The 13,093-nt window shown below is 47.7% G+C and carries 13 protein-coding genes; 12 read left to right on the top strand and 1 reads right to left on the bottom strand.

Annotation, left to right across the window (positions count from 1 at the left end):
* Positions 1-122: 122 nt before the first annotated feature.
* From BLV66_RS06635 to BLV66_RS06585, 11 genes are all read left to right on the top strand, one after another.
* The gene (locus BLV66_RS06635; protein WP_176974157.1) at positions 123-1,457 is read left to right on the top strand and encodes a ferredoxin reductase family protein; all 1,335 of its coding nucleotides are present in this window, start codon (positions 123-125) and stop codon (positions 1,455-1,457) included.
* Between the two features lie 155 nt (positions 1,458-1,612).
* A complete protein-coding gene (locus BLV66_RS06630; protein ID WP_086987661.1) occupies positions 1,613-1,849 on the top strand; it encodes a cytochrome b5 domain-containing protein in 237 nt (78 codons plus the stop codon).
* Positions 1,850-2,220: 371 nt separating this feature from the next.
* Positions 2,221-3,984 carry a glycoside hydrolase family 3 protein gene (locus tag BLV66_RS06625; protein ID WP_086987256.1) on the top strand — a complete coding sequence of 588 codons (1,764 nt, stop codon included), beginning with the start codon at positions 2,221-2,223 and terminating at the stop codon, positions 3,982-3,984.
* Between the two features lie 219 nt (positions 3,985-4,203).
* Entirely contained in the window at positions 4,204-4,698 is a 495-nt protein-coding gene (locus tag BLV66_RS06620; protein WP_086987257.1) for an Lrp/AsnC family transcriptional regulator, read from the top strand.
* Entirely contained in the window at positions 4,695-5,876 is a 1,182-nt protein-coding gene (locus BLV66_RS06615) for an aminotransferase class I/II-fold pyridoxal phosphate-dependent enzyme (RefSeq protein ID WP_086987258.1), read from the top strand. The genes BLV66_RS06620 and BLV66_RS06615 overlap by 4 nt, the downstream gene beginning before the upstream one ends.
* A gap of 250 nt (positions 5,877-6,126) precedes the next feature.
* Positions 6,127-6,441 (top strand): rhodanese-like domain-containing protein, encoded by a 315-nt coding sequence (locus BLV66_RS06610; protein WP_086626845.1) that lies wholly within the window; start codon positions 6,127-6,129, stop codon positions 6,439-6,441.
* Positions 6,441-8,093 carry an FAD-dependent oxidoreductase gene (locus BLV66_RS06605; protein ID WP_086987662.1) on the top strand — a complete coding sequence of 551 codons (1,653 nt, stop codon included), beginning with the start codon at positions 6,441-6,443 and terminating at the stop codon, positions 8,091-8,093. The genes BLV66_RS06610 and BLV66_RS06605 overlap by 1 nt, the downstream gene beginning before the upstream one ends.
* 1 nt (position 8,094) lies before the next feature.
* The gene (locus BLV66_RS06600) at positions 8,095-8,391 is read left to right on the top strand and encodes a rhodanese-like domain-containing protein (RefSeq protein WP_086987259.1); all 297 of its coding nucleotides are present in this window, start codon (positions 8,095-8,097) and stop codon (positions 8,389-8,391) included.
* Positions 8,388-8,651 carry a metal-sensitive transcriptional regulator gene (locus BLV66_RS06595; RefSeq protein ID WP_086987260.1) on the top strand — a complete coding sequence of 88 codons (264 nt, stop codon included), beginning with the start codon at positions 8,388-8,390 and terminating at the stop codon, positions 8,649-8,651. Before BLV66_RS06600 ends, BLV66_RS06595 begins: the two co-directional genes overlap by 4 nt.
* Positions 8,652-9,080: 429 nt before the next feature.
* Complete coding sequence (locus tag BLV66_RS06590) at positions 9,081-9,995, top strand: ABC transporter ATP-binding protein (protein ID WP_086987261.1); 915 nt, start codon at positions 9,081-9,083, stop codon at positions 9,993-9,995.
* The gene (locus tag BLV66_RS06585; RefSeq protein ID WP_086987262.1) at positions 9,992-10,846 is read left to right on the top strand and encodes an ABC transporter permease; all 855 of its coding nucleotides are present in this window, start codon (positions 9,992-9,994) and stop codon (positions 10,844-10,846) included. Before BLV66_RS06590 ends, BLV66_RS06585 begins: the two co-directional genes overlap by 4 nt.
* A gap of 48 nt (positions 10,847-10,894) precedes the next feature.
* Here BLV66_RS06585 and BLV66_RS06580 read toward each other — a convergent pair whose 3' ends face one another.
* A complete protein-coding gene (locus BLV66_RS06580) occupies positions 10,895-11,896 on the bottom strand; it encodes a nucleoid-associated protein (RefSeq protein ID WP_086987263.1) in 1,002 nt (333 codons plus the stop codon).
* Between the two features lie 144 nt (positions 11,897-12,040).
* Between BLV66_RS06580 and BLV66_RS06575 the strand changes: the two genes are divergently transcribed.
* On the top strand, positions 12,041-12,970 hold the full coding sequence (locus tag BLV66_RS06575; RefSeq protein WP_086987264.1) for an EamA family transporter: 930 nt from the start codon (positions 12,041-12,043) through the stop codon (positions 12,968-12,970).
* The last annotated feature ends 123 nt before the right edge of the window (positions 12,971-13,093 follow it).

Below are 13,093 nucleotides of genomic sequence, written 5' to 3'. Positions count from 1 at the left end.
CTTCTGGTTTGTATCCGTTTGCATAACGTTATAAAATGGACACAAGAGATGCGTTCCGTTCACAAAGGAAACGCTGCTTGCATCTGTCATCCGAAACCAGCAGAAGAAAAGAGGTCTCAGTAATGAACAGAAAACTGATGCGCATGCTGATTGTTGCCGCTTATATCCTTCTCCCTGTACTTATCGCCGCAGTCGCACTCAGGAACAGGAGCTTCCTTTCAGCTGGCCCGCCTTTTCTGGGAATTGTGTCCTATACTTGGCTTTTGACTGGAGTCATCATCGCATCCCGGCCGAGGTTCATCGAACAATACTTCAGCTTGGACAAGCTGAATCGATTCCATGCCATCATGGCCGTCGTTGCCTTGTCGATCGGAGTTACCCATAAATTATGGGTAACGGTTCTCTGGGGCTGGGTATACCGTTATTCGACCATTTTCGGGGACTTGGCCATCATCTTTTTTTTGACCATCGCCGTCCTTTCTGCCCTCATCATGACAAACTGGTTCGGACGAAAAAAAATCGTCAAAACAGCCAAAACAACCCTCAAAAAATATCCTATCGCCAACTACGAGAAGATGAAAGTTGTCCATAATTTCAACATACTCGCCGCCACTTTTTTGGCTATCCATGTCTTGACCATGACCGTGATTGTGCAGGGAGACTACATTGCCGCAGCCATTCTCGGAGGCTATTTCGCTTTGGCGCTTGGCTTGTACATCAACCACAAATTCCTCAAGCCGGTCAGACTCAAAAAAAATCTGTATACCGTCACCGCAACAAAACCGGAAAACGGCAATGTCCTGGAAGTCCATCTGAAGCCGGACGATGGCGAAGTATTCCCTTACCAAGCTGGGCAGTTTGTCTTCCTGCGCCTCTATGACCCACAGTATTCATCTGAAGAGCATCCGTTCTCGCTGATCAGTGCCCCGCAGGATCGGGATGAAGTCGCACTGGCCATCAAGGATTCCGGAGATTACACGCACCGGTTCCAAACGTTGCAGCCAGGAGTCAAAGCGTCACTTGAAGGCCCTCATGGCGGTATGTGGCATGTTCAGGAAGGCATGCATGATAAAACGGTGAGCATGGTCATGTTTGCGGGAGGCATCGGTATCACACCAATGCTGGGCATATTGGAAAACAGCGCACGCCTACAATTTCCGAACAGGACGGTACTGGTCTGGAGCCTGAAAAACCGGGAGGAATTTGCTTTTGTCGATAAGCTTCAATCATTGAAGGACAGGCTCCCTGATTTCCGTTTGGTGCCATTCTATGCCAATGAGAGCGGCTTTCTCGATGAAGGGAAAATCGATACGATTCTCCAGGATAATGAAATCCGATACGAGGCTGCTGAGTATCTGTTGTGCGGTCCACCGCCATTCATGAACGCCGTCGAAGCAGTTTTGCTTAAAAAAGGTGTTTCCAAAGACCGCATCCATTATGAAACATTTGGTTTATGATGAAGGAGGAACCGAAGATGTCGAAAATAAAATTGAGCATGATGCTGCAAGCAGGGGTAGCCGGCCTGTTATTGGTCGCATGTGCGCCTGCCACGGTCGAAGATAGCGCAACAACGAGTTCCGAAGTTGTCTCGGTCAGCAGTTCAGCTGAAGAAATGCGGACCTTCACGCTGGAAGAACTCAGCCAATACAATGGCAAGGATGGCCAGCCGGCGTATGTTGCTGTCGATGGGATAGTCTATGACGTCACAAACGTGGAAGCATGGAAAGATGGAGAACACAAATTAGGTTTGACGGCTGGCAATGAACTGACGGAAGAAATCACCAATCAGTCGCCTCACGGCATAAAGGTCCTTGAGGGGCTGCCAATCGTCGGCGAACTTGTCGAATGAGTTGTAATGATAAAAATTGAAAATGGAGCCTTCCTTGGGAGTGCTCCATTTTTTTGTTTGCGAGATACTGTGACAAAAAAATGACAAACGAATCAGGATTTGTTTTTGCTGGTTGGGATTTTTTAAATTCGGTTTTGATCGATTAAAAAGGCTTCATAAAGCGGTTTTTAATATAAGATAGGGCTTGGTATTCACCGTTTTTATCCAAGCCTTCAATTTTGAACAGAATCCGAACCTTTCAAAAACGGGGTGTAAGTGCCTTCAATTATTTGGATAAAGTGCCTATACTTGTTCTTGTAGGAAAGACGGTGCTAACGCTAACCCGTTGTAGCATAGGTCTGTTCCAGAACTATTTTGAGAGGGGTCAAATCATGAGAGTCGAATTAACAGCAAAACCTTATAACTTGGATACCGAGGGAATCAAATGGGTCAAAGATACAATCGCAGACATGACGATCGAAGAAAAAATCGGTCAACTGTTTATTAACATGGGATCAGAGCGCACGGAGGAATATTTGACGGGCGTACTGAATAACTATCACATCGGAGGAGTCCGTTACAATCCTGGAATGGCAGAAGAAGTATATGAGCAAAATAAAATTCTGCAGGAAAACAGCAAAATTCCTTTATTGATCGCAGCCAACACGGAAGCAGGCGGCAATGGCGCATGTAAAGACGGCACGTATGTCGGTGTTGAAGTGAAAATCGCAGCTACAAACGATACGAAATACGCATACGAAATGGGCCGCGTTTCCGGCGTGGAAGCTGCTGCTATCGGCTGCAACTGGAGTTTCGCCCCTATCGTGGATATCAATCGCAACTGGCGTAACCCGATTATTGCAACACGTACATGGAGCGGCGATGTGGATAAGACTATTGCATTATCGTTGGCATACATGAAGGGTATCCAAGAGAGCGGCATTGCGCCAGCGGCAAAACACTTCCCTGGGGACGGAATCGATGAGCGCGACCAACATTTATCGTTCAGCGTAAACCCCTATTCGACAGAAGAATGGGACGCTACTTTTGGTAAAGTGTACGGTACTTTGTTCGATGCAGGCTTGCCTTCCATCATGGCAGGACACATCTCCTTACCTGAATACGTGAAACATTTCAATCCTGAAGCAACTGTTCAAGATCAAATCTTGCCAGCTACTTTGAACAAATACATCCTGACGGACTTATTGCGCGACAAGATGGGATTCAATGGGTTAGTAGTAACAGACGCTAGCCACATGGTTGCGATGACTTCGGCTATGAAACGTCAAGATATGCTTCCGACAGCAATCGCTGCAGGATCTGACTTGTTCTTGTTCTTCAACGATCCGGACGAAGATTTCCAATGGATGTTGGATGGCTACAACAACGGCATCATCACGGATGAGCGTTTGGAAGAAGCTCTGACGCGTATCTTGGGTACAAAAGCTGCTTTAGGACTGCACAAAAAAGCTAAAACAGAAATATTGCCGTCCAAAGAAGAAGCAATGGCTAAAATCGGCTTGGCGGAAAACAAAGCAATCGCAGTTGAGGTTGCCGACAAAGCGATCACTTTGGTCAAAAACAACCAAAATATCTTCCCGATTTCACCAGAAAAGACAAAACGTGTCCTGTTGGTCAATGTTGAAGGCCACAAAGGTGGCTTCGGTGCAATGATCGGCGGCGAAGCGGTTCGCCCTGTCGATACGCTGAAAGGGATCCTGGAAGCTGAAGGTTTTGAAGTTTCCATCTGGGAATCCACGGAAGAGCGGATCAATAAATTGCCAGAAGAAGAAAGGGCCGCTGCCGTTGCGAACGTATACGCTCAAAAACGTCCGATCAAAGAATTGATCGCAGCCTACGATCTAATCATCAACGTAGCTTCGGTACAACCGAATACCGATCAACGCATCCAATGGCCAGCTTCAAAAGGAACACCGGACATTCCTTTTTATGTCCATGAAATCCCTACAATCTTTGTATCTGTCCAAGCACCTAACCACTTGGCTGACGTGCCGCAAGTACAAACATATATCAACACATACGACAGTAAGGATTTCACTTTGCAAGCCCTCGTCAACAAAATGGTAGGCCGTTCCGAATTCACTGGCATTTCTCCAGTAGATGCATTCTGCGGATTCCTGGATACCCGTTATTAATTGATAAGAAAAAACTTCACAAGTCTGCGCTCCGCAAACCTGTGGAGTTTTTTTGTGGTTTATTCAGTGTTGATGCGCCATCCTGCCAGCCGCAATTCCCGAAAACATATTTGCAAGTGCTTGTCAGGGGTGATAAAATGAAAGAAATTTCATTTATCAAAAAATGAATAATAGAGTCTGAAAATGGCCCGAATGCGTACAGCCAGAGGAGGCAAAACGATGAAAAACGAATTGAAGGAAAAAATCCTGAAAATTATTGAAAAGAACAACAAACTGACTGATGAAGAAGTCGCAGTCATGTTGGGAGTTGCCACAGAAGAAGTGGCGATTGCGGTGAAAGAACTGGAAGCGGACAAAATCATCTGCGGCTACCATACCTTGATCAACTGGGACAAGACCGGCGATGACGAAGTTTCTGCCATCATCGAGCTACGCGTAAATCCGCAAAGGGGGTCAGGGTTCGACCGTATCGCAGAAAAAGTATACCAATTCCCGGAAGTGGAGACCGTTTTCCTGATGTCCGGCGGTTTTGATTTTATGGTGCAACTGAAGAAAGCGCCGATGAAAGAGATTGCTCTGTTTGTTGCGAAACGCCTTTCTGTGATCGACGAAGTACAATCAACCACTACTCATTTCGTATTGAAACGTTATAAAGACCACGGCACGTTGTTCGTGGATGAGGGTGACGACAAACGGATGGTGCTGACTCCATGAGAAATCCGATAAATGCTAAGGTGCGCGAAATCAAACCTTCCGGCATCCGGAGATTTTTTGATATTGCGAATGAGATACCCGGGGTAATCTCGTTGGGGGTAGGCGAGCCCGACTTTGACACCCCTTGGATTGTGCGTGACGAAGGCATGTATACCCTCCAAAAAGGACGCACCTTCTACACAGCTAATGCCGGTTTGGCGGAACTGCGTCAGGAAATCTGCTTGTACTTGGAACGTCGCTACAATCTGCACTATTCCCCCGAAGATGAAACTGTCGTTACGGTAGGCGGAAGTGAAGCCATCGATTTGGCATTGCGGGCCATGCTGGACCCGGGCGATGAGGTCGTCTACGCGGAGCCATGCTATGTTTCCTATCTTCCCTGCATCGTATTGGCTGACGGGGTTCCCGTAGCTATCCCATTGCAGGAGAAGAATCAATTCCGTTTGACGAAAGAAGAGCTGGAAGCGGCGATCACTCCGAAAACAAAAGTGCTGATTCTTTCCTATCCCAACAACCCTACTGGGGCTGTTATGTCCAAAGAGGACCTGGAAGCGATCGCTGAAGTCATCATCGCCAACGATCTATTCGTCATCACTGATGAAATTTATAGTGAACTTTCCTACAATGGAAATCACTTCAGCATTGCCGCTTTGCCGGGAATGAAGGAACGGACCGTTTACATCAACGGATTCTCAAAAGGGTATGCGATGACCGGTTGGCGTCTGGGCTATGCAACTGCTCCGCCGATCATTATGGAGCAGATGATCAAAATCCATCAATTCGCCATCATGGCCGCACCGACGACGAGTCAGTACGCCGGTATCGTTGCGTTGCGGAACTGCGATGACAACGTTGCCGAGATGCGTGAAAGCTACAATCAACGCCGCCGTTATCTAATGAAAGTCCTAAAAGATTTGGAATTGCCTTGTTTTGTACCTTATGGAGCCTTTTATATCTTCCCGAACATAACCGAATTTGGTTTGACTTCGGAAGAGTTCGCTACCCGTTTGGTTATGGAGGAAAAAGTGGCCGTTGTGCCGGGAACAGCCTTCGGAGAGAGCGGAGAGGGCTTTATCCGTATTTCCTACGCTTACTCAATCGAAGAGCTGAAAGAAGCATTCGAACACATAAAAAGCTTTATCGGACGCCTCCGTGCAGAGAATAAAAGCAATCAATAAGGAGAAGACTGCAGAATTGCGTTCCTACGCAACTTTTGCGGTCTTTTTTCTCTATGTTATGCGGGAGAGGAGCATATAAGCCGGGAGAGTTGTTTGTGTGTTTATTTTATTCAGTATCGGAAGAAGGGCTATGTATCAGTCTTTTTTAACATTTTAAAAATTTTTGAATAAAAATGGTTTACAAAATATACCCTATGGGGTATTATGAGTCCATAAGCGATTGATACTACTTACGAAAAAGGAGCCACGTATGTTATTTAATTTATTCAACAGTATGCCTTCCGTATCCACTAAGGAACTGGAAGCAAAATTAACTGAAAAACCACAAATAATCGATGTCCGTGAACCGAACGAATTCATCGCCGGACATATTCCAGGCGCAAAAAATGTTCCGTTGAGAAAAGCGGAAACATATACCCCAAAGGGTAAAGTGTATGTGATCTGCCAATCAGGCGGACGCAGCAAACGTGCAGCAACTATCTTAAAATCCAAAGGCTACGATGTAGTCAATGTCAAAGGCGGCATGTCCGCATGGTCAGGCCCGACAAGAGGAGGAAAACTATGATGAAAATTGTTATTATCGGTGGAGTGGCAGGCGGTATGTCCGCTGCAACACGTTTGAGAAGATTGAATGAAGATGCAGAAATCATCGTATTGGAAAAAGGACCTTTCGTTTCCTTTGCGAACTGTGGCTTGCCTTACTATGTTTCAGGCGATATTCAAGAACGCAGCGATCTCTTGGTTCAAACCCCTGAGCAATTGCGCGCTCGTTTTGACTTGGATGTCCGTCCTTTCAGCGAAGCGATTGCAATCGATGCGGATAAAAAAGAAGTGACAGTCCGTTCGAAAGATGGCGAATACCAACTGGCTTACGATAAAGTCATTTTATCCCCAGGAGCAAAACCATTCGTACCGCCAGCAGAAGGTCTGTCCGAAGCCAAAAATATCTTCACAATGCGCAATGTACCGGATGTGGATGCTGTCACAGGTTTCATCCTTGAGCATGAACCAAAAAAAGCAGTCGTCATCGGAGCAGGTTTCATCGGTCTTGAAATGGCTGAAAGCTTAGCGCACCGCGGTTTAGCTGTGACAATCGTCGAAAAAGCACCGCATGTCTTGCCTCCATTCGATGAAGAAATGGCTGCTTACTTAGCGGATGAATTGAAAGCGAACGGCGTGACGCTGTATACAGGCGTTGCGGCTACAGCTTTCCAAAATGAAGGCAAAACAATCGTCCTTGAAAACGGCGTGACATTGGATAGCGATTTGACCATCATGTCAGTCGGTGTCCAACCTGAAAACAGCCTGGCAATCGCTGCGGGTATCGAAACAGGCATGCGCGGCGGTATCCTCGTCGATGAAAACTATGAAACAAGCAAAAAAGACATCTACGCAGTCGGTGACGCAATCATCGTGAAGCAGCAAATCACCGGTGAAGACACCATGATCGCTTTGGCTTCACCAGCGAACCGTCAAGGACGTCAAGTAGCCGATGTCATCAGCGGCTTGAACAGAAAAAATAAAGGCAGCATCGGCACCGCAATCGTGCGTGTGTTCGGTTTGGCCGGCGCTTCCACAGGTCTGAACGAACGCCAATTGCAGCTGTCAGGAAAAGATTATGCAGTCGTGCATATCCAAGGAAAGAACCATGCCGGCTACTATCCGAATGCGTCAGCGATTGTCCTGAAATTGGTTTTCCATCCGAAAACCGGTGAAATTTACGGAGCGCAAGCTATCGGTGCGGATGGCGTAGACAAACGCATCGACATCATCGCTACAGCAATCAAAGGAAATCTGACGGTCCATGATTTGCCAGAATTGGAATTCACATACGCACCTCCGTTCGGTTCAGCCAAAGATCCAGTCAACATGGCTGGATACGCAGCCATGAACATCATTGAAGGCGTTTCTGAATCCATCCAATGGTATGAATTGGAAAAGATGCAGGAAGCTGGCTATCAACTGTTGGACGTCCGCGGTGAGGGCGAAATCGCAAGACTAGGTGCCTTGAAGGGTGCCATCAACATCCCAGTCGACGATTTGCGTGCATGCATCGGAGAATTATCAAAAGAAACACCGATCATCGTCAGCTGCCAAAGCGGTTTACGCAGTTACATCGCTGAACGTATCTTGAAACAAAATGGATTTACAGTCAAAAATTTAGATGGTGCATTCAGCTTATATGCAACCGTCAGACCAGAAAAGGTGGTAAAATAAAATGTATCAATCAATTACAATGCCGGAATTCGAACAATTATGGAAAAAAACTCCTGTCAAACTCTTGGACGTACGTGAAGCAGACGAATTTGCACATGCGCACGTAGACGGTGCCATCTCTATGCCTTTAAGCGGCTTAGAAGACACTGCGGATCAACTGGATAAGGATGAAAATTACTATGTTATGTGCCTGAGCGGTGCTCGCTCAACTGCAGCTTGCCAATATCTTGCTTCAAAGGGCTACAAAGTAACGAACGTAATGGGAGGCATTTCGGCCTGGAGGGGTGAGGTTGTGTGAATCAATACAACAAAAATATAATCAACCGCATTAAGCGTGCGGAAGGACAAATGCGTGGTATCCTTGCCATGATGGAAGACGGAAAGGATTGTTCCGACGTCGTGACGCAATTGTCCGCAGTCCGATCCAGCATCGACCGAGCAATGGGCATCATCGTTGCCGAAAATCTGGTTGCCTGTGTGAATGATCAGGAAAAAGACAACATTTCGAAAGAAGAAAGCGTCCAACAAGCAATCAATCTGTTGGTTAAGAGCAGGTAGAACGCGTTTGATAGAGCGTAACAAATGTAAGCAGGGGCTGTCTCGAGATGAGATGGCCGCTGCTTTTTTGTTGTCCACCATCAATATGTGGGCAGCTGCCGTTGGCCGGAGGAAAGCAGATGGAGCGATCGCCAGCTCCGGTGGGGATCCGCCTGCCGGAGTATGCCGGTAACCTTCAGCCCCACCTCCTGCCAAGCGTTTCTTATCGGAGGAGGGAATCAGAATGTTGGCCGACATCCGGCGAAGCCTCCGCTCGCCGGAGCAGAGCGGAGAATTGTGGTCAACCGGAGCACACATGCAAAAAACAATGAATGCCAAAATCCGGCACACAATTATTTTGTCTCCATTCTCCATTCTGATACACTGAACATGGAGAAATTAGTTATATTCTGAATGGACAGCGTTTGTTATCAGAGAGGGTGTTTTCAGTTGGGAAAAATCATAGAAGTAAAAGGCTTATCAAAGCGTTTCGGAGATGTGCAAGCGGTCAAAGACATCGATTTCCATGTGAATGCCGGCCAGCTTTTTGCATTTTTGGGGCCGAACGGAGCGGGCAAGTCGACGACGATCGATATCATCTGCACGCTGCTGCAGGCGGACAGCGGCGAAGTCACGATAAATGGATTCACTATAGGGAAAGATGACTTTGCGATTCGCTCCAATATAGGCGTCGTCTTCCAAACAAACTTGTTGGACAAGCTGTTGACCGTAAAGGAAAATCTTGAGGTGAGAGGGAGTTTTTATGGATTGTCCAAATCGGAATGGGAACCGGCATTCCTCAGAGCGAACGAGGCCGCCGGGGTAACGGAATTCTTGGACAGGCCGTACGGAAAATTATCCGGCGGGCAGAAGCGGCGAGCCGATATCGCGAGGGCTTTGATCAACACGCCAAAGATACTCTTTTTGGATGAGCCGACGACCGGATTGGATCCCCAAACCCGCAAGAATGTTTGGGACACGATCCGGAAACTGCAGGCCGAGCACGGGATGACGATTTTTCTGACGACGCATTACATGGAGGAGGCGGCCAGCGCAGATTATGTCGTCATCATCGATGAAGGCGAAATCATCGCCGAAGGGACTCCGGATGCGCTGCGGGAAAGGTACAGCTCTGACGTATTGAAGATGCGGACCGGAACAGTTTCCGAAGTGAGCCGCATTTTGGATGCTCATCAGGCGCAGTATGAGCTTCAGCAAGACCTCTTCCGTATCAAATTAGCCAAAACGATGGATGCACTGCCCATTCTGGAGCAATGCAAACCATATCTGACATACTTTGAGGTGGTGGCGGGTTCCATGGACGATGCCTTTATTGCGATCACAGGAAAGCAGGTGCAGGAATGATACCGATCATTGGCCGCAACATAAAAATATTTTTCAGGGATAAGGCGAATGTTTTCTTCTCCTTGTTGGCAGTGCTGATCATCATCGGCCTCTACGTCTTTTTCTTGGGTAAAAATTTGACGAGCGCTCTGGGGGACTCGATGGGCGCGCAGTATGTCATGGACAGCTGGATCATGTCCGGTGTCATCTCGGTTTCCGGAGTGACGACGACGATGGGGGCCTTTGCTGTCATGATCGATGACCGGGCCAATAAAATATTGAAGGACTTTACGGTCTCGCCGATCCGCTCGAGCAGATTGGCGGCAGGTTATATCCTGAGTTCGGTTGTTGTGGGGTTCATCATGAGCCTCGTTACGTTCGTGTTGGCCGAAGCGTACATCTTCCTCAACGGGGGGGAGTTGCTGGCTCCGGTGGCTATGCTGAAGATGATCAGTCTAATCCTGCTCACTGTGTTGACGAGCAGTGCGATGGTCTATTTCCTGACTTCCTTCTTCCAAAGCCAGAACGCTTTCGCGACAGCCAGCACAATCCTCGGCACCATCATCGGCTTCCTTGCCGGGGTCTATGTGCCGATCGGGCAGTTCTCGGACAGTGTGCAGACGGTCATCAAACTGTTCCCGATGACCTATTCGGCTTCCTTGATGAGGCAAGTAATGATGGAGGAACCTTTAAAAATCTCGTTCGAAGGGGTTCCGGTTGAAGGGTTGGATGCCTTCAAACTGATGATGGGGCATACCATCCGCTTCGGGGAAACCACAGTGACTCCCTTCACCAGCATCCTGATCCTGATCGGCACCGCGCTGTTGCTCTACGGCATGTCCATCCTGAACATCTCCAGAAAAGCGAAATAAGCAAAAAAACCGATAGCCTCGCATTGAGCGCCATCGGTTTTTTTGTGGTTAAAACAGGTTTTTGATCTTCTCGATGTTTTTGATGATGACGGATGTTGTGCCGTCGGGGTTATTGATGAATTCCACAACGTCAGGGTCTTTGTAAAGCTCCAGCGGAATGCTGATTTCGATGCCGTTATCGAGCCTGAATTTTTGTTTGGAATATTTCGGTCCGGCGATTGCCGCTTCCGCAGGGGCACGATCCACATAGCCCAATTCTTCGACCTGCTCGAAATATTTCTGTTTTTTGGCGAAATTATCGCCGAACAAGGCTTCAGCGATTTTTTCGTTATCGATGAGGTTGTCTTCCTGCATGCTCGTGACGATGGCTTCCTTCGTTTCGGCCAATACCTGGAATTCTTCATCGTTGAAGGCTTTGCTCGTCTTTTGGACGGCCTTTTTGATGATCGAGATGTTCTCCTTCAGGCTCGGCTTCGGCGTGTCTTCAAGGAACATTTCCGTGAAGTAATTCACCTTTTCGCCCAACTCAGCAATCATGTGTTTTTTCTCGATGACATGGTATACCATCTGCTCCAGATTCACAACAAGGCCTTCCTGGATGGCTTGTCTTTGCGAAGGCAGGATGGCACGGTTCAAGATGATCTGGTTGGTCAAAACGTCCCCTTCATACGAAACAAAGTGCGTATAGCTGTCTGAGTAATTCAGCTTGAACACCCCAAGGCACGGCACTTCATCCAATTCAAAATGCGCGATCAGCAGATCCGCGGGCGGGATTTCGGGATTCAATTTGGTCACATTGAAGAATTTTTCCGACAAGGCTTTCGTGCCTTCGACGAAATCGCTTTGGCAGTTCCTGAACAGGGCAGTCATCTGATTGTCCTCTTCCAGAATCCCGTCCTTCATGCTATCGGAATCTTCGACCTTTGCGACCATCGCTTCGATGTATTCGATCATCATGCGTTCTGACGTATCCAGTCCCGCATAGGAAAAAATCGGTTCATTCGTGTTGATGTCCAAAATGTGTAAAATGGCTTCTTTAATGCGTATCAATTTTTTCAACCTCCGTTTTCGTTCACGCTTATCAGTATCCCACAAAATCGCTCATCGGACAAAGCAAAAATATCAGCTTTCTATTTGTCCAGCCATCGCATATAATGATGTTATTTGAAAAATGTAAAGGAATGGAGGGATGGAATGTCTCAATATAAATCCGGCGTGCTGTTTACCGTTGTAGGGGCTTTGTTGTGGGGGATTTCAGGAACCAGCGGGCAGTTTCTGCTGCAGCAGCGCGGGTTGACCTCCGGCTGGCTGGTCGCCGTCCGGATGCTGATGGCCGGCTTGATTTTGTTGGCTTTATGCTACAAAAAAGAAAAGGGCACTATCTTTCGGGTCTGGAAAGAAAAACGGGACTGCAGGGATTTGTTCCTGTTTGCGGCTTTGGGCCTGTCCTTTTGCCAGTACACCTATTTTGCGACGATCAGCCATTCGAATGCGGGAACGGCTACAGTCCTGCAATTTTTGGCGCCGGTCCTGATCATGGTTTACCTTTCCGTCAAGAACAGTAAATTACCGCGGCCAGCTGAAATGGCAGCCATCGTCTTCGCGGTAGCCGGTATTTTCCTGTTGGCCACACATGGCCAATTTGACAGTCTGGCCATCTCGCAAGAGGCATTGATGTACGGGCTCTTGTCGGCTGTTTCTGTCGTCATCTACAACCTGCAGCCAGCCCGTCTGATCAAAACTTATGGGACGCTGCTCTCATTGGGGTGGGGGATGCTGATAGGCGGCGTTCTGCTGTCGATCGTGTACCAGCCTTGGCGGATCATCGGCACTTGGGACCTCGCAGCAGTTGCTTCCTTGCTGGTCATCATCCTGTTTGGGACGGTCATTTCCTTCAGCCTCTATCTCGAAGGGGTGCATCGCATCGGCGCAACGGTAGGAAGCCTACTTTCGTCGGCCGAACCACTTTCTGCAACGTTCCTTTCCGTTTTTTGGCTCGGGACCAGTCTTCACTGGACGGATCTGCTCGGTATCGCCTTGATCCTGTCAACCGTGTTCTTGTTGACGCTGAAATCAAAACCATTGAAATCAAGTGAAGCTATCCAAACCGAACCGAATATCTGAATTTTTATAAAAACGTGGTGCCGAAAAGCAGCACGTTTTTTGCTTTCCGTAGCGTCATAATTTCTTAATAGGAGCATTTGTTCTATAATGAAGACAGGTAAATGTCAGGTTAAGAGGATGGTC

Origin of the sequence: Trichococcus collinsii (assembly GCF_900107505.1) — a bacterium.
Lineage (GTDB): Bacteria > Bacillota > Bacilli > Lactobacillales > Aerococcaceae > Trichococcus > Trichococcus collinsii.
Note: the sequence above shows the minus strand (reverse complement) of the source record. Positions and strands in the feature narration are given on the sequence as shown.